Annotated in this window: 17 protein-coding genes and 1 tRNA gene; all 18 read left to right on the top strand. The window is 49.8% G+C overall.

Annotated features, from left to right (window positions below):
- The first annotated feature begins 89 nt into the window (after window positions 1-89).
- The gene (locus QUE66_RS06250) at window positions 90-1898 is read left to right on the top strand and encodes an acetolactate synthase 3 catalytic subunit (protein WP_286223212.1); all 1809 of its coding nucleotides are present in this window, start codon (window positions 90-92) and stop codon (window positions 1896-1898) included.
- A complete protein-coding gene (ilvN, locus tag QUE66_RS06245) occupies window positions 1898-2389 on the top strand; it encodes an acetolactate synthase small subunit (RefSeq protein ID WP_286223211.1) in 492 nt (163 codons plus the stop codon). Before QUE66_RS06250 ends, ilvN begins: the two co-directional genes overlap by 1 nt.
- A 35-nt stretch (window positions 2390-2424) precedes the next feature.
- The gene (gene ilvC, locus QUE66_RS06240) at window positions 2425-3441 is read left to right on the top strand and encodes a ketol-acid reductoisomerase (RefSeq protein ID WP_286223210.1); all 1017 of its coding nucleotides are present in this window, start codon (window positions 2425-2427) and stop codon (window positions 3439-3441) included.
- Between the two features lie 20 nt (window positions 3442-3461).
- Window positions 3462-4109, top strand: a complete 648-nt coding sequence (locus QUE66_RS06235; RefSeq protein WP_286223209.1) for a phosphatidylserine decarboxylase — start codon at window positions 3462-3464, stop codon at window positions 4107-4109.
- Window positions 4110-4112: 3 nt separating this feature from the next.
- Window positions 4113-4988, top strand: coding sequence for a CDP-diacylglycerol--serine O-phosphatidyltransferase (gene pssA, locus QUE66_RS06230; RefSeq protein ID WP_286223208.1), 876 nt, complete (start codon window positions 4113-4115; stop codon window positions 4986-4988).
- Window positions 4989-5180: 192 nt separating this feature from the next.
- Window positions 5181-6728 carry a 2-isopropylmalate synthase gene (locus QUE66_RS06225; protein ID WP_286223207.1) on the top strand — a complete coding sequence of 516 codons (1548 nt, stop codon included), beginning with the start codon at window positions 5181-5183 and terminating at the stop codon, window positions 6726-6728.
- A gap of 163 nt (window positions 6729-6891) precedes the next feature.
- Entirely contained in the window at window positions 6892-7161 is a 270-nt protein-coding gene (gene rpsO / locus QUE66_RS06220) for a 30S ribosomal protein S15 (RefSeq protein WP_108508739.1), read from the top strand.
- A 225-nt stretch (window positions 7162-7386) separates the two neighbouring features.
- Entirely contained in the window at window positions 7387-9528 is a 2142-nt protein-coding gene (gene pnp, locus QUE66_RS06215; protein ID WP_286223206.1) for a polyribonucleotide nucleotidyltransferase, read from the top strand.
- A gap of 14 nt (window positions 9529-9542) precedes the next feature.
- A complete protein-coding gene (locus tag QUE66_RS06210) occupies window positions 9543-10541 on the top strand; it encodes an NAD(P)H-quinone oxidoreductase (RefSeq protein ID WP_286223205.1) in 999 nt (332 codons plus the stop codon).
- A 10-nt stretch (window positions 10542-10551) separates the two neighbouring features.
- Window positions 10552-11301, top strand: a complete 750-nt coding sequence (gene tpiA / locus QUE66_RS06205) for a triose-phosphate isomerase (protein ID WP_286223204.1) — start codon at window positions 10552-10554, stop codon at window positions 11299-11301.
- Window positions 11302-11337: 36 nt separating this feature from the next.
- A complete protein-coding gene (secG, locus tag QUE66_RS06200; RefSeq protein ID WP_108508735.1) occupies window positions 11338-11700 on the top strand; it encodes a preprotein translocase subunit SecG in 363 nt (120 codons plus the stop codon).
- A gap of 64 nt (window positions 11701-11764) precedes the next feature.
- Window positions 11765-11849 (top strand) — tRNA-Leu (locus tag QUE66_RS06195).
- 112 nt (window positions 11850-11961) lie between these two features.
- Window positions 11962-12321 carry an NADH-quinone oxidoreductase subunit A gene (locus tag QUE66_RS06190; protein ID WP_286223203.1) on the top strand — a complete coding sequence of 120 codons (360 nt, stop codon included), beginning with the start codon at window positions 11962-11964 and terminating at the stop codon, window positions 12319-12321.
- 6 nt (window positions 12322-12327) lie between these two features.
- Window positions 12328-12810, top strand: a complete 483-nt coding sequence (locus QUE66_RS06185; RefSeq protein WP_108508733.1) for a NuoB/complex I 20 kDa subunit family protein — start codon at window positions 12328-12330, stop codon at window positions 12808-12810.
- A gap of 1 nt (window position 12811) precedes the next feature.
- Window positions 12812-13417, top strand: a complete 606-nt coding sequence (locus QUE66_RS06180; RefSeq protein ID WP_286223202.1) for an NADH-quinone oxidoreductase subunit C — start codon at window positions 12812-12814, stop codon at window positions 13415-13417.
- A complete protein-coding gene (locus QUE66_RS06175; protein WP_286223201.1) occupies window positions 13410-14663 on the top strand; it encodes an NADH-quinone oxidoreductase subunit D in 1254 nt (417 codons plus the stop codon). Before QUE66_RS06180 ends, QUE66_RS06175 begins: the two co-directional genes overlap by 8 nt.
- Before the next feature lie 6 nt (window positions 14664-14669).
- On the top strand, window positions 14670-15182 hold the full coding sequence (nuoE, locus tag QUE66_RS06170) for an NADH-quinone oxidoreductase subunit NuoE (RefSeq protein ID WP_286224748.1): 513 nt from the start codon (window positions 14670-14672) through the stop codon (window positions 15180-15182).
- Window positions 15179-16483: an NADH-quinone oxidoreductase subunit NuoF gene (gene nuoF / locus QUE66_RS06165; protein ID WP_286223200.1), complete on the top strand. Its 1305-nt coding sequence runs from the start codon at window positions 15179-15181 to the stop codon at window positions 16481-16483. The genes nuoE and nuoF overlap by 4 nt, the downstream gene beginning before the upstream one ends.
- Window positions 16484-16493 lie beyond the last annotated feature (10 nt).

Raw genomic sequence — 16493 nt, 5'->3', positions numbered from 1 at the left:
TTGCGGCAGTGCCGTTCGAACCCGGACCATAAGTAAGGGACAGAACAGCCTAAACAATTTTTTGCCGAAAATTGCAAAGGAAAATGACAATGAATACGAGTAATGCTGAATTCTTAGCCACCAAAGGTGGTCAGGCCGCAACCGGGTCTCAAACCGACTCTAACCCAAGCCCCACAAAACAATCCGCCCCTGAAATGATTGGTGCTGAGATGTTGGTGCATGCCTTGCATGCCGAGGGGGTGGAGTACGTATGGGGATATCCTGGTGGTGCGGTTCTCTTTATTTACGACGAGATCTTCAAACAAGATAAGTTTGAACATATTTTGGTTCGTCACGAACAAGCGGCAGTTCATGCAGCTGATGGCTATGCGCGTGCCACCGGTAAGGTCGGTGTGGCATTGGTTACCTCCGGCCCAGGAGTCACGAATGCGGTCACTGGGATTGCGACCGCTTACACCGATTCGATTCCGATGGTCATCATCACCGGTAACGTGCCAACCTACGCGATTGGTGAGGATGCCTTTCAAGAGGCCGATACCGTGGGCATTACACGACCCATCGTCAAACACAATTTCTTGGTCAAGGACATTAATGACCTTGCCATCACACTTAAAAAGGCTTTTCATATTGCACGCACTGGTCGTCCTGGCCCCGTGTTAGTCGATATTCCAAAAGATATCTCGGCCACTAAAGCACCTTTTGTTTACCCCGATAGTTTGAGCATGCGTTCGTACAATCCGGTGATCAAGGGTCATAGCGGCCAAATCCGCAAAGCCGTCTCTTTATTACAAGAGGCTGAGCGGCCTTATATTTATACGGGTGGCGGGATCATCATGGCCGAAGCTGCCAAAGAGCTTAAAGAGTTTGCCGAACTCTTGGGCTATCCCGTAACCAATACTCTCATGGGCTTGGGTGGATTCCCGGGCACGCATGAGCAGTTTGTGGGCATGCTTGGAATGCATGGCACCTATGAAGCCAATATGGCCATGCAGCACTGCGATGTGTTGATTGCAATCGGCGCCCGTTTTGATGATCGCGTGATTGGAAACCCAGCACACTTCGCAAGCCATCCACGCAAGATTGTTCATATTGATATTGATCCATCGGTGATTTCAAAGCGCGTTAAGGTGGACGTTCCGATTGTCGGTGATCTCAAAGAGATTTTGGTCGATATGAGCGCGCAATTAAGAGCGGCACCAGCACGCAAGAATCAGGCGAAGGTGAAGGCGTGGTGGGATCAGATTAATGAATGGAAGAAGCGCGATTGCTTGAAATACGATCGTGACTCGCAAATCGTGAAGCCTCAATACGTGGTTGAGAAGCTTTGGGAGTTGACTAAGGGCGATGCCTTTGTGTGTTCAGATGTTGGCCAACATCAGATGTGGGCGGCCCAGTTTTATAAGTTTAATGAACCGCGTCGCTGGATTAACTCGGGTGGTTTAGGCACCATGGGCGTTGGTTTGCCTTATGCCATGGGAATTAAAAAGGCGTTCCCGGATCAGGAGGTCGTCACCATTACCGGAGAGGGTTCGATCCAGATGTGTATTCAGGAGCTTTCAACGCTCACTCAGTACAACACGCCGATTAAGATCGTTTCCTTAAACAATCGGTATTTAGGCATGGTGCGTCAATGGCAAGAGTTGACCTACAGCAAGCGCTATTCCAGTTCATACATGGACTCACTACCCGATTTTGTGAAGTTGGCTGAAGCCTATGGCCATGTGGGGATGCGGATTGAGACCAAGGCCGATGTGGAGCCAGCGCTCAAAGAGGCCCTCAAATTGAAGGATCGCACCGTATTTATGGATTTCCAGATTGATCCACAGGAAAACGTTTGGCCGATGGTGCAAGCGGGTAAGGGTATTAGCGAGATGCTGCTTGGAAGCGAGGATCTCTAATGCGTCACATTATTTCTGTTTTGCTCGAGAACGAGCCAGGAGCGCTCTCGCGAGTCGTTGGTTTGTTCTCAGCGCGCGGTTACAACATTGAGACATTGAGCGTTGCGCCGACTGAAGACCCGTCTTTGTCGCGCATGACCTTGGTCACGATTGGTTCGGATGATGTGATTGAGCAAATCACCAAGCATCTCAACCGTTTGGTCGAGGTGGTGAAGGTCTTTGATTTAACCGAGGGTCCTCATATCGAACGCGAGCTCATGATGATTAAGGTGAGGGCCGTTGGTAAAGAGCGCGAGGAGTTAAAGCGTACTGCGGATATATTCCGAGGTCGCATTATTGATGTGACTGATAAAAGTTACACGATTGAGCTCACAGGCGTAAGTAGTAAGTTGGATGCCTTCATTAGTGCAATTGATCGTGCATCGATTCTTGAGACGGTCCGCACAGGCGGCTCGGGAATTGGGCGCGGCGAACGTATTCTGAAAGTTTAGTTTTAATCACTCTGTATTTAATTTAAGGAAATCGTATGAAAGTTTTTTATGACAAGGACGCCGATCTGTCCCTGATCAAGGGTAAAAAGGTAACCATCATTGGTTATGGCTCGCAAGGCCATGCCCATGCACAAAACCTCAACGACTCCGGCGTGAAAGTCACCGTCGGTTTACGTAAAGACGGCTCATCCTGGAAAAAAGCAGCGAATGCGGGCTTGCAAGTGAAAGAAGTTGCTGAAGCAGTGAAGGACGCAGACGTTGTGATGATGCTGTTGCCTGACGAGCAAATTGCCGAGGTGTATAAAAACGAAGTACATCCCAACATCAAGCAAGGCGCTGCTTTAGCGTTTGCTCATGGCTTTAATGTGCATTACGGTCAAGTGATTCCTCGCGCGGATTTGGACGTGATCATGATTGCGCCTAAGGCTCCTGGCCACACTGTGCGCAGCACATACACTCAAGGCGGTGGCGTGCCCCATTTGATTGCGGTTTATCAAGACAAGTCGGGCTCTGCACGTGATTTAGCTCTATCGTACGCAACTGCCAATGGCGGTGGCCGTGCGGGTGTGATCGAGACCAATTTCCGTGAAGAGACCGAAACCGATTTATTTGGAGAGCAAGCGGTACTCTGTGGCGGCACCGTCGAGTTAATCAAAGCCGGATACGAGACCTTGGTGGAGGCCGGTTATGCTCCTGAGATGGCCTATTTTGAGTGCTTGCACGAGTTAAAGCTCATCGTGGATCTCATTTATGAAGGCGGTATCGCTAACATGAACTACTCTATTTCAAATAATGCAGAGTACGGTGAGTATGTCACTGGTCCACGGATTGTGACCGAGGAAACCAAGAATGCAATGCGCAAGGCCTTGCACGACATTCAGACGGGTGAGTATGCCAAGAGCTTCATCCTTGAAAATCGGGCTGGCGCACCAACCTTGATTTCGCGTCGTCGTTTGACTGCTGATCATGAGATCGAAGTTGTGGGTGCGAAGTTGCGTGCCATGATGCCTTGGATTGCGAAGAACAAACTCGTTGACCAGTCGAAGAACTAAGTTCAGAAGGTAATCATCCGATGATGTATCCACACCCCATCATTGCCAAAGAGGGCTGGCTCTACCTGGTTGTGATTGGGGCTGTGGCTTTTGTGGTCCATCGCTATGCTGGTTTTTTCTGGTCATGGCCATTGTGGCTATTCTTTGTCTTCACCTTGCAGTTCTTTCGTGATCCACAACGAATTGCCCCCTTAGGTAAGGATCTTGTTTTATCGCCAGCCGATGGCCGCATTGTGGTGGTTGAGAAAGCCCATGATCCGTATGCCAATCGGGAAGCCTTAAAGATTAGCGTGTTCATGAATGTGTTTAATGTGCACTCCAATCGCTGTGCCGTGAGTGGCCTTGTTAAGCAGGTCACCTATTTTCCAGGTAAGTTCTTTAATGCCAGCATTGATAAGGCCTCGACGGAGAATGAGCGTAATGCGGTCGTGATTGATGCCAATGGCAAAACGGTCACCTTGGTGCAAATCGCAGGTTTGGTTGCGCGACGCATTTTGTGCTACATACGTGCTAATGATCGCGTCAAGCGCGGTGAGCGCTATGGATTTATCCGCTTCGGATCGCGGGTGGATGTGTATTTACCTTTGGAGGCCGAGCCCTTAGTGAGTGTTGGCGAGAAAGTCTTTGCAACCAATACCGCGCTGGCACGTTTGCCGGGTTTAGATTAAGTCATGACCCCACGCCGCAAGTTCCGTCCGGACCGTTCTCGTTTTCTGCGGAGTAAAAATACGCGACGCGAGGAATGGGATTCTGTGGAGGATTTGACGGAGGATGATCTCGTCGTCGAGCCACCGCGTCCACGTAGCAAAGGCATTTATTTATTACCCAATTTATTTACGACGGCGGCATTGTTCTGCGGGTTCTTTGCGATTGTGAACGCTATGAACCATCGCTTTGAGGTTGCAGCGATTGCTGTCTTTGCTTCGCTGGTGCTCGATGGCATGGATGGCCGAATCGCGCGAATGACCAACACCCAAAGCGCGTTTGGTGAGCAGTATGATTCTTTAGCTGATATGGTCTCATTCGGTGTGGCCCCAGCCTTAGTGGCGTACGAGTGGGTCTTAAAAGATCTTGGTAAGTGGGGCTGGTTAGCAGCATTTACCTATTGTGCCGGCGCAGCACTGCGCTTAGCCCGCTTTAATGCCAATATTGGTGTGGTGGATAAAAAGTTTTTCCAGGGCTTGCCAAGTCCAGCAGCTGCAGCGCTCTTGGCGGGTTTTATTTGGTTGGCGGACGATAACAAGATACCAGTCAAGGACTCTGCGATTCCGTTAGTAACCTTCTTCATTACGATTTATGCAGGACTCACCATGGTCTCGAATGCCCGTTTTTACAGTGGCAAAGCCTTGGATATTCGGTATCGAGTACCGTTTTGGGTGATGGTGCTTTTAATCCTCGGTTTTGTCTTGATTTCATCGAACCCACCCTTAACTCTATTTGGCCTATTTGTGGTTTATTCCCTTTCTGGCTACGTTTTATGGTTATGGGAACGAGCGATGGGGCGCAGGATTGGTGGAGAAACCACAGTTGCAGCCAAGTCTGAGTAAATGGGGTATATTATTTCTATAATGAATCAATTCAATGCGCTTCTACTTCTTCTAGCACTGGGCCTTCGGCTCGGGGCGGGTCGCGCTTAGACACATGAAGTAAGGCACTAAGTTCGCAAACCAGCCCCAGCTAAACCGCTGGGGTTTTTGTTTTAGAAAACCAGTATTGGATGTTTAGACAAGGAATAGATGATGAGTGACCGATTAATTATTTTTGATACCACCTTGCGCGATGGTGAACAGTCACCTGGTGCATCCATGACCCGAGATGAAAAGGTACGGATTGCCCGTCAACTCGAGCGCTTACGGGTCGATGTGATTGAAGCCGGTTTTGCAGCTAGCTCTGAAGGCGACTTTGCAGCTATCTCTGCGGTTGCTGCAGCCGTGAAAGACTCGGTGGTGTGCTCACTCGCGCGTGCCAATGAGACTGATATCACTCGCGCTTCAGATGCCCTCAAGGCAGCCAATGCAAAACGTATTCATGTGTTCTTGGCAACCAGCGCCTTGCACATGGAAAAGAAATTGCGTATGACCCCGGAGCAGGTGTATGAGCAAGCCAAAAAATCCATTCGCTTTGCCAGAAACTTGGCAGGTGATATTGAGTTCTCTCCCGAGGATGGCTACCGCTCGGATATGGACTTCTTGTGCCGGGTCTTGGAGGCAGTGATTGCTGAGGGTGCGAGCACCATTAATGTTCCTGATACGGTTGGTTATGCCGTTCCTGAACTCTATGGCGAGTTCATTAAAACTTTGCGCACTCGGATTCCGAACTCAGACAAAGCCATCTGGTCCGTGCATTGCCATAACGATTTAGGGATGGGCGTGGCCAACTCCTTAGCTGGTGTGCATATTGGCGGCGCCCGCCAGGTGGAGTGCACGATTAATGGTCTTGGCGAGCGCGCGGGCAATACGTCCTTAGAAGAAATTGTCATGGCGGTACGAACTCGGAAGGATTTCTTTCAGTTGGATGTGGGCATTGATACGAAGCAGATCGTGCCAGCCTCTAAATTGGTCTCGCAAATCACAGGCTTTGTGGTGCAACCGAATAAAGCAGTGGTTGGCGCCAATGCCTTTGCCCATGCATCAGGTATTCATCAGGACGGCGTATTGAAAGCGCGCGATACCTATGAAATTATGCGTGCCGAAGATGTGGGCTGGGCGACCAACCGCATCGTGCTGGGTAAGTTGTCTGGTCGCAATGCCTTTAAGCAACGCATTGCCGAGTTGGGGATTGTGTTGGAGTCGGAGAGTGAGCTCAATGATGCCTTCGCCCGCTTTAAGGCTTTGGCCGATCAAAAGGCCGAGATTTTTGATGAAGACATTATTTCTTTAATGTCTGACTCTTCAGTGGCTGATCAGAATGAGCACTTCAGTTTCATTTCCTTGAACCAACATTCTGAGACCGGTGAAAAGCCATCGGCGAAGGTGGTGTTCAAGATGGGTGGTCATGATGTGCATTCGGAGGCGGAGGGTAATGGCCCGGTTGACGCCACCTTGCATGCGATTGAGAACAAAGTACAAAGCGGCGCTGAACTCTTGCTCTACTCAGTCAATGCCATTACCTCAGGAACCGAGTCGCAGGGGGAGGTTACTGTTCGGCTCTCTAAAGGGGGTCGTATTGTGAATGGAGTGGGTATGGACCCCGACATTATTGCTGCCTCGGCCAAGGCCTATTTAGCGGCATTGAACAAATTGCACGACCCCAGCGCGATTAAGCTCAATGCCCAGATGGCACCTTAAATCATAAGTTATTGATTTATATAACTTTATGAACTATCAGACCGCTTTGCTCACAATCGGAGGGTGCGGTCTGTTAGAATGCTGAAGCTTTGATTTGTAAAGCTTTTTATTAACACGGCATATCAGGTGCAAGCTTGAGTGTCCGCACGTATGGAGTATGAAAATGGCAGTTGCAGACATTAATAAGGCGGAAATCGTCAAACAAAACGCGCGTGGCGCAAACGATACGGGTAGCCCCGAAGTTCAGGTGGCGTTATTAACCGCTCGTATCAATGAACTTACCCCCCATTTCAAGGCAAACGCAAAAGATCATCACAGCCGTCGTGGCTTGTTGAAGATGGTCTCGCGCCGTCGCCGTCTCTTGGATTACCTCAAGAGCAAGGATCTGGACCGTTATCGCGCGCTGATCGACAAACTAGGTTTACGTAAGTAATTTCTTGTTTTTGTCAGCATTGCAATGAAGTAGGGTGTTGCCAAACCGGCAAGGCTCTACTTTGAGTGGTTCAAGATGACCGGCTTCTAGGGATCGTGTCATTCCAATGCGTTTCTTCTTAAAAGAGGCGCACTGGAATGGCATCCCACTTGGGTTCATCAAACAATCACTCCAGTGATACCGCGGCGCTGTGGATCCGCGGTGCGTATGTTTGGAGAAAAAAAGATGTCAATGTTTCATAAAGTTGTAAAAACGTTTCAATGGGGCCAACACACCGTCACCATGGAAACCGGTGAGATTGCTCGCCAATCCAGTGGTGCTGTACTCCTCAATATGGATGACACTGTGGTGCTCGCCACGGTAGTCGGTGCTAAAACAGCGAAAGAGGGCCAAGACTTTTTCCCCTTAACCGTTGACTACATTGAGAAGACCTATTCTGCTGGCAAGATTCCTGGGGGATTCTTTCGTCGCGAGGGACGCCCTTCCGAAGGCGAGACCTTAATTTCTCGTCTGATTGATCGTCCAATTCGCCCATTATTCCCAGAAGGCTTTTATAACGAAGTCCAGGTGGTCGTACATGTGATGTCGATTAATCCTGATGTGCCAGCTGATATTCCAGCTTTAATTGCATCATCTGCAGCCCTGGCAATTTCGGGTATTCCATTTAATGGCCCCATGGGTGCGGCGCGCGTTGGTTATCGTGATGGCCAGTACTTACTCAACCCCAATCGTAGCGAGCAAGCGACGAGCGAACTCGATTTGATCGTAGCCGGCACCCAAGCGGCAGTATTGATGGTGGAATCCGAGGCCCAACAGCTATCTGAAGCCGTCATGCTAGGTGCTGTTGTGTATGGACACGAGCAGTCACAAATCGCGATCAATGCGATTCAGGAGCTGGTGCGTGATGCCGGTAAGCCCGAGTGGGATTGGAAACCAGCACCCAAGAACGAAGCTTTGATCGCCAAGTTACAAAGTTTGGCAGAGGGCCCACTGCGGGATGCGTATCAAATTCGTCAAAAGCAAGCTCGCTCCACCAAGATTAAAGAAGTGGTTGCAAATGTCATGACCCAGTTGGCCGCTGACGGTGAAGTGGATGAAGTAGAGGTTGGTAATCTCTTATTCGAGATCGAAGCAAAGATCGTACGTAGCCAAATTCTCAATGGTGAGCCACGCATTGACGGCCGTGATACTCGAACCGTGCGCCCCATTGAAATTCGCAACGGTGTATTGCCTCGCACCCACGGCTCCGCACTCTTTACTCGTGGTGAGACGCAAGCCTTAGTAGTTGCAACTCTTGGAACAGCACGCGATGAGCAAATTATTGATGCGCTCGAAGGCGAGTACCGCGATCGCTTTATGTTCCACTACAACATGCCTCCATTTGCAACCGGCGAGACCGGTCGCGTTGGTACACCCAAGCGTCGTGAGATTGGTCACGGCCGTTTAGCAAAGCGCGCTTTAGTACCAGTATTGCCAAGCATGGAAGAGTTTGCATACAGCATTCGTTTGGTCTCTGAGATTACCGAATCCAATGGTTCATCTTCAATGGCTTCGGTATGTGGCGGCTGCTTAGCGCTGATGGATGCCGGTGTACCAGTCAAGGCCCATGTGGCCGGTGTTGCCATGGGCCTGATCTTGGATGGCAATCGCTTTGCCGTCTTAACCGATATCTTGGGTGATGAGGATCACTTAGGCGATATGGACTTTAAGGTAGCTGGTACCGCTAACGGCATTACTGCCTTACAGATGGATATTAAGGTCCAGGGTATTACCAAAGAAATCATGCAGGTTGCGTTGGCGCAAGCCCAAGAAGGCCGTTTGCATATTCTGAGCAAAATGCAAGAAGCGATGGGTTCTGTCCGCACAGAGCTATCAGAGCACGCACCACGCATGGTGACCTTTAAGATCCATCCAGACAAGATCCGTGAAGTGATTGGTAAGGGCGGCGCAACGATCCAGGCGCTCACTAAAGAGACCGGGTGCAGCATTGATATTAAAGATGATGGTACGGTCACGATTGCCTCAACCAGTGCAGAAGGTATGGCGCAAGCGAAAGCCAAGATCGAAGGTATCACGGCTGAAGCTGAAGTTGGTAAGGTCTATGAGGGACCAGTGGTGAAGTTACTTGAGTTTGGCGCCCTCGTGAATATCCTTCCGGGTAAAGATGGGCTGTTACATATCTCTGAGATCTCAACGGAGCGCGTGAAGGATGTCAAAGACTTCTTGCAAGAGGGTCAGATCGTGCGTGTGAAATTACTCGCAGCCGATGAGCGCGGTCGTTTGCGTTTATCCATGAAAGCTCTGTTAACCCCGGAGTCTGGTTCAGCAGATACTCAGGCAAGCGATAGTCCCAACGAGACCGTTTAAGTAGGAGTATTGGTATGCGTGTAATGGAGATTCGGGAGTATGGCGCGCCAGAGATGTTGGTCAAAGCTGAGCGTCCCGATCCTGCTGTGCCAAGCGTAGGTTCTGGCGAGGTCTTAATTCGGGTGAAGGCAGCCGGTATTAATCGTCCAGATGTCTTGCAACGAAAAGGGCATTACCCCGTTCCTCCAGGTGCATCCGATATCCCCGGTCTTGAAGTGGCTGGGGAGATTATTGGCGGTGATCTCGCACACGCTGATAACACCTTTGGTTTGAAGGTGGGCGATAAAGTCTGTGCCTTAGTTCAGGGTGGCGGATACGCGGATTTATGCACTGCTCCAATCGCGCAATGTTTGCCCTATCCAAAAGGTTTTTCAGATATTGAGGCAGCGTCTTTGCCAGAAACATTCTTTACCGTATGGAGTAATGTCTTTCAGCGCGGGCATCTCAGTAAAGGTGAGACTCTGCTGGTGCAAGGTGGTTCCAGTGGTATTGGTGTGACCGCTATTCTGATTGCCAAAGCACTCGGTCATCGAGTTTTTGTTACTGCAGGAAGCGATGAGAAGTGTGCGGCCTGCACGCAATTGGGCGCAGATCTTGCAATCAATTACAAAACTCAAGACTTTGTAGAAGAAATCAAGAAGGCTACCAATGGCAAAGGTGTGGATGTGATCTTAGACATGGTCACCGGCACCTATTTACAGCGCGAGATTGATTGCTTGGCCGATGACGGTCGTATTGTGATCATTGCGATCATGGGGGGCTCAAAGGCAGAAGTCAATACGGGCCAAATATTGCGTCGCCGCTTAACTATCACGGGATCGACCTTGCGTCCTAGACCTGTCGCCTTCAAGCATCAAATTACCAAAGAGTTGTATCAGACGGTGTGGCCCTTACTGAATGCGGGTCAACTAAAGCCAGTCATTTATAAAACATTTTCCTTAGAGCAAGCCGCTGATGCGCATCGATTGATGGAATCGAGCGAGCATGTCGGAAAAATTGTTTTAACGGTGTAAGAGAGTTGCTATGCGCGCATTGACGGTCATCGGCAATTGGAAGATGAATGGCAGTGTTCGTAGTAATCGGGATTGGTTGCAAACGGTCATTGCAGAGATGCAGCAGGGCATGCCCGCAGGGCGCCGCTTCGGTGTCTGCATACCCTTTCCCTATTTGCAAGAATGTGGCAGCTATTTGGGAAGTTCGCAACTTCAGTTGGGTGCGCAAGATGTATCGGCCTATGCATCCGGTCCGTATACAGGTGAGGTGAGTGCGAGCATGTTGCAAGAGATGGGCGTTCGCTTTGTGATCGTCGGTCACTCGGAGCGTCGCATGCAGTATGGCGAGGCTAATGAGAGTATTGCCCTTAAGGCAGAGCAGGCTTTAGATCATGAGCTGACACCAATCATTTGTGTTGGTGAAACAGCCGATGAACGAAATTCTGGGCGTGCGGTCGAGGTGGTGAGGCGACAGGTTGCCAGTCAGGTGAGCACCCTGCAGGATCGATTGGTGGATTGCTTGATTGCGTACGAACCGATTTGGGCAATTGGTACAGGTAAAGTTGCCAGTGCGCAAATGGCCCAAGATATGCATCGGGCGATTCGTTTGCAACTGGCTGAGTTTGATGATGATGTGGCCTCTCATATTGGGATTATTTATGGGGGCAGTGTCCGTGCCGATAACGCCACGGAGCTTTTTGCCATGCCCGATATTGATGGGGCGTTGGTTGGTGGTGCGTCGTTAGATGCCAAGGAGTTTTTAGCAATCTGTCGAGCGTGATGGATTGCATGATGAATGACAATATGGAGAACAGAAATGGAATGGCTTAAAACTTTATTCGTGGTCCTGCAAGTAGTTTCTGCATTGGCCATCATTGGCTTGGTCTTGATTCAGCAAGGTAAGGGTGCTGATATGGGTGCCGCATTTGGTTCAGGTTCCTCAGGCAGTTTATTTGGGGCGACTGGTTCCTCAAACTTCCTCTCGCGCACCACTGCTATTTTTGCAGTGATCTTTTTTGTAAGTACCTTAGGAATTACGTGGTTGGGTACTAAAAAGCCTGTTGAGTCAGGGGTTTTATCCAACTCAACCTTGCCGACCGTAGCCCCTGCCCAGCAAGGTGGCGCCACTCCAGCAAATGGAGCAAGTTCAGAACCCGGTAAGCCGGTCGTGCCTCGCTAATTTGCACCTTTTTGGAAGGTGCAATGCGGTAGAATTGAGGGTTGATGTAGGGCTTTTCCGAGATGCCGACGTGGTGAAATTGGTAGACACGCTATCTTGAGGGGGTAGTGGCTTAGGCTGTGCGAGTTCGAGTCTCGCCGTCGGCACCAAAGTGGAATAGTTTGGTCGGGAATTCTTGTCTTATTGCTGTAAATCAAGAATCCCAAAATGAAAGTCGTTGATAATTCGAACGTTTGGAAATCTGACACAGGATAGAAGAAGTTGAACCTTTCAAATTACTTCCCAGTACTGTTGTTTATTCTTGTTGGTATCGGCGTCGGTCTTGCTCCCATTGTTTTGGGAAAAGTGTTAGCCCCCTCCAAACCTTATTCAGAAAAAGATTCTCCATATGAGTGCGGCTTTGAAGCCTTTGAAGATGCTCGTATGAAATTCGATGTGCGCTACTACCTAGTCGCCATTCTCTTTATCCTATTTGATCTCGAAACCGCATTTTTATTTCCTTGGGGCATTGCCTTGAGGGATATTGGCTGGGAAGGTTACATTGCGATGGCAATTTTCCTCCTCGAATTTATCGTTGGTTTTGCTTACATCTGGAAAAAGGGCGCCCTGGATTGGGAGTAGACGTCGATGGCACTTGAAGGTGTTCTAAAACAAGGTTTTGTAACGACTTCGGCTGACCAGTTAATTAATTGGACCAGAACCGGATCGCTTTGGCCGATGACCTTTGGCTTGGCCTGTTGCGCAGTTGAGATGATGCATGCGGGCGCATCGCGCTACGACCTCGATCGTTTTGGGGTGGTGTTCCGTCCATCGCCTCGTCAATCAGATTTAATGATCGTGGCGGGTACCTTATGTAACAAAATGGCCCCCGCTTTACGCAAGGTCTATGACCAGATGCCAGAACCGCGTTGGGTGATATCGATGGGTTCATGTGCTAACGGCGGTGGCTATTATCACTACTCTTATTCGGTGGTACGCGGATGCGATCGTATCGTTCCAGTGGATGTCTATGTTCCTGGTTGTCCACCAACGGCCGAAGCCTTGATCTACGGCATCATTCAATTGCAGGCCAAAATTGGTCGCACCAGCACCATTGCGCGGAAGGGTTGAGATGAGTGATCGCCTCGAACAACTTCGTTTGCAATTGGATCGTGTTTTAGGCAACCGTATTCAAAGTGCCTCGATCGATCATCGTGAGTTGACCATCGTCTTGCATCACGCAACGTATGCTGAGTCAGCTAAGTTATTGCGAGACGATCCCAGCTTAGCGTTTGAGCAGCTGATTGATTTATGTGGGGTTGATTACAAAGACTATGCCGATGGCACTTGGAGCGGCCCTCGCTTTGCGGTGGTTAGCCACTTACTGTCTATCAAGCATAACCAACGTCTGCGTATTCGGGTATTTGCCCCAGACGACGACTATCCATTGGTGGCATCGATGGTGCCCATTTGGAACTCAGCCAATTGGTTTGAGCGCGAGGCCTTCGATCTCTTTGGCATCCTATTTGATGGTCATGAGGATTTGCGTCGTATCTTGACCGATTACGGCTTTATTGGTCATCCATTCCGTAAAGATTTCCCAATCTCGGGCCATGTCGAGATGCGCTATGACCCGGAGTTAAAGCGAGTGGTGTATCAGCCAGTCACGATTGATCCACGTGAGGTGACCCCCCGCGTGATTCGTGAAGAACAATACGGTGGCTTAGCAAATGGCTGAGATTAAGAATTACACCCTCAACTTTGGCCCCCAGCATCCTGCGGCTCACGGTGTATTGCGTTTAGTGCTTGAGCTCGATGGCGAGGTGATCCAACGTGCCGATCCGCATATTGGCTTATTGCATCGTGCGACCGAGAAACTTGCCGAGACCCGGACTTGGATTCAGAGTGTGCCATATATGGATCGTCTCGATTACGTATCGATGATGGTCAATGAGCACGCCTATGTCATGGCTATTGAGAAACTTTTGGATGTGGATGTTCCAGTGCGCGCTCAATACATCCGCGTGATGTTTGATGAGCTCACCCGTCTACTCAATCACTTACTCTGGGTTGGCTGTCATGGCCTCGACGTTGGCGCCATGGCAATCTTCTTATATGCCTTCCGTGATCGCGAAGATATCTTTGATATGTATGAAGCGGTATCCGGTGCTCGTATGCATGCAGCCTACTATCGTCCCGGTGGCGTCTATCGCGATTTGCCTGAGAAGATGCCTCAATACGCCAAGTCTGCGATTCGGAGTGAGCAAGCGGTGAAGCGTCTAAATGAGAGCCGCAGCGGGTCATTATTGGATTTCATTGAGGACTTTAGTAATCGCTTCCCAGCCAATGTAGATGAGTACAACAATTTGTTAACCGATAACCGCATTTGGAAGCAGCGCTTAGTGGGTATCGGTGTGGTCTCGCCTGAGCGAGCTCTGCAAATGGGCTTTACTGGCCCGATGTTGCGCGGCTCTGGTTTTGCTTGGGACTTGCGCAAGAAGCAGCCTTATGAAGTCTATGACCAGTTGGATTTTGATATTCCAGTGGGTGTGAATGGCGATAGCTACGACCGATATTTAGTGCGCATGGAAGAAATGCGTCAATCCAATCGCATTATTCAACAGTGTGTGAAGTGGTTGCGTGCTAATCCAGGTCCAGTAATGAGTGATAACCACAAAGTAGCCCCACCTAAGCGCGTTGATATGAAAACCAATATGGAAGAGTTGATCCATCACTTCAAGCTCTTTACCGAAGGGATTCATGTGCCAACGGGTGAAGCGTATGCAGCAGTAGAGCACCCGAAGGGGGAGTTTGGTATCTACGCCATTTCGGATGGTGCTAATAAACCTTACCGCTTAAAGATTCGGGCTCCTGGCTTTGCTCATTTAGCAGCCATGGATGAGATGTCACGCGGTCACATGATTGCGGATGCGGTCACCATCATTGGGACCCAAGACATTGTATTTGGTGAGATTGATCGATAAATCATGATGACAGCCCAATCCCTTTTTTCTGCTAAGACCCGCGCCCAAATAGATCGCAATATTGCGAAGTATCCGCCTGAGCAAAAACAATCGGCGGTGATGGCATGTTTAATTGCTGCACAAGAAGAGCATGGTTGGGTCTCCCCCGAGATCATCGCCGAGGTGGCGCAAATTCTGGAGATGCCCAAGATTGCAGTTGAGGAGGTAGCAACCTTCTACAACATGTATGAGACCAAGCCGATTGGTAAGTTCAAGCTCGTGGTGTGCACGAATTTGCCTTGCCAATTAACGCATGGCGAAGAAGCGGCTGACTACCTCAAGAAAAAACTCGGTATTAACTTTAATGAGACTACGCCCTGTGGAACCTTCACCCTAAAAGAGGGTGAGTGCATGGGCGCTTGTGGCGACTCCCCTGTAATGTTGGTGAATAACCACCGTATGTGTAGTTTTATGACCCAAGAAAAGATCGATGCTTTATTAGGTGAGTTGAGTGCAGAAGCAAAACGGGGGAGCGTATGACCAGTTTGCATAGTCGTCACATTAAGCCCTTAATTTTGGCTGGCCTAGATGGTAAGAACTGGCATCTTAAAGACTATGAGGCTCGCGGTGGTTATCAGCAGCTACGCCGGATTCTTAACGAAAAGATTACCCCGGATGCCGTGATTGCGGAAGTCAAGGCATCGTCCTTGCGTGGCCGTGGTGGTGCGGGATTCCCAACGGGCTTGAAGTGGAGCTTCATGCCCAAGAACTACAACGGTAACAAATACCTCGTTTGCAATAGCGACGAGGGCGAGCCCGGTACATTCAAAGACCGTGACATCATGCGCTACAACCCCCATGCGTTAATCGAAGGCATGATCATTGGCGCTTATGCCATGGGGATCTCAACGGGATACAACTACATTCACGGCGAGATCTGGGAGGTCTATGAGCGCTTTGAAGAGGCTCTTGAGGAAGCGCGTGCTGCGGGCTATCTTGGACAGAATATTTTAGGAACAGAATTTAGTTTCCAGTTGCACGCTGCCCCAGGCTTTGGTGCTTACATTTGCGGTGAAGAGACCGCACTCTTGGAGTCTCTTGAGGGTAAAAAAGGGCAGCCTCGCTTTAAGCCGCCATTCCCAGCGAACTTTGGTCTGTATGGCAAGCCAACCACTATTAATAACACTGAGACCTTTGCAGCCGTGCCATTTATTCTGGCCATTGGTGCAGAGGCTTATCTCAAATTGGGTAAGCCCAATAATGGCGGCACGAAGATCTTCTCCGTATCGGGAGATGTCACTTACCCAGGTAACTATGAAGTTCCGCTCGGTACACCGTTTGCTGAGTTATTGAAGTTGGCAGGCGGGATGCGCAATGGCAAACAGCTCAAAGCAGTGATCCCTGGTGGATCATCGGCACCAGTCTTGCCTGGCAAGATCATGATGGATATCACGATGGATTACGACGCGATCTCCAAGGCTGGGTCGATGCTCGGCTCTGGAGCAGTGATCGTGATGGATGAGTCCCGTTGCATGGTACGTTCACTCTTACGCCTCTCGTATTTCTATCACGAAGAGTCGTGTGGCCAATGCACCCCATGTCGCGAGGGGACTGGTTGGCTCTGGCGCATCGTGAATCGCATTGAACACGGTCAAGGTCGTCCAGAGGATTTAGATCTTCTCAAAGATGTTGCCGGAAATATTCAAGGGCGGACCATCTGTGCTTTAGGTGATGCAGCGGCGATGCCGGTGCAAGGCATGCTCAAGCACTATATGGATGAGTTTGCTTACCATGTCGAGCATAAGCATTGCATGGTTTCTTCATTTGCAAAGGCTGCCTAATCATGAGTAC

Origin of the sequence: Polynucleobacter sp. HIN6 (genome assembly GCF_030297575.1) — a bacterium.
Lineage (GTDB): Bacteria > Pseudomonadota > Gammaproteobacteria > Burkholderiales > Burkholderiaceae > Polynucleobacter.
The sequence above is the reverse complement of the archived record's forward strand: the minus strand, read 5'-3'. Positions and strand labels throughout refer to the sequence as shown.

Excerpts from the sequence above, each read along its gene's own strand:
- QUE66_RS06250 (WP_286223212.1), top strand. The coding sequence starts at position 90 with ATGAATACGAGTAATGCTGAATTCTTAGCCACCAAAGGTGGTCAGGCC.
- ilvN (WP_286223211.1), top strand. The coding sequence starts at position 1,898 with ATGCGTCACATTATTTCTGTTTTGCTCGAGAACGAGCCAGGAGCGCTC.
- ilvC (WP_286223210.1), top strand. The coding sequence starts at position 2,425 with ATGAAAGTTTTTTATGACAAGGACGCCGATCTGTCCCTGATCAAGGGT.
- QUE66_RS06235 (WP_286223209.1), top strand. The coding sequence starts at position 3,462 with ATGATGTATCCACACCCCATCATTGCCAAAGAGGGCTGGCTCTACCTG.
- pssA (WP_286223208.1), top strand. The coding sequence starts at position 4,113 with ATGACCCCACGCCGCAAGTTCCGTCCGGACCGTTCTCGTTTTCTGCGG.
- QUE66_RS06225 (WP_286223207.1), top strand. The coding sequence starts at position 5,181 with ATGAGTGACCGATTAATTATTTTTGATACCACCTTGCGCGATGGTGAA.
- rpsO (WP_108508739.1), top strand. The coding sequence starts at position 6,892 with ATGGCAGTTGCAGACATTAATAAGGCGGAAATCGTCAAACAAAACGCG.
- pnp (WP_286223206.1), top strand. The coding sequence starts at position 7,387 with ATGTCAATGTTTCATAAAGTTGTAAAAACGTTTCAATGGGGCCAACAC.
- QUE66_RS06210 (WP_286223205.1), top strand. The coding sequence starts at position 9,543 with ATGCGTGTAATGGAGATTCGGGAGTATGGCGCGCCAGAGATGTTGGTC.
- tpiA (WP_286223204.1), top strand. The coding sequence starts at position 10,552 with ATGCGCGCATTGACGGTCATCGGCAATTGGAAGATGAATGGCAGTGTT.
- secG (WP_108508735.1), top strand. The coding sequence starts at position 11,338 with ATGGAATGGCTTAAAACTTTATTCGTGGTCCTGCAAGTAGTTTCTGCA.
- QUE66_RS06185 (WP_108508733.1), top strand. The coding sequence starts at position 12,328 with ATGGCACTTGAAGGTGTTCTAAAACAAGGTTTTGTAACGACTTCGGCT.
- QUE66_RS06180 (WP_286223202.1), top strand. The coding sequence starts at position 12,812 with ATGAGTGATCGCCTCGAACAACTTCGTTTGCAATTGGATCGTGTTTTA.
- QUE66_RS06175 (WP_286223201.1), top strand. The coding sequence starts at position 13,410 with ATGGCTGAGATTAAGAATTACACCCTCAACTTTGGCCCCCAGCATCCT.
- nuoE (WP_286224748.1), top strand. The coding sequence starts at position 14,670 with ATGACAGCCCAATCCCTTTTTTCTGCTAAGACCCGCGCCCAAATAGAT.
- nuoF (WP_286223200.1), top strand. The coding sequence starts at position 15,179 with ATGACCAGTTTGCATAGTCGTCACATTAAGCCCTTAATTTTGGCTGGC.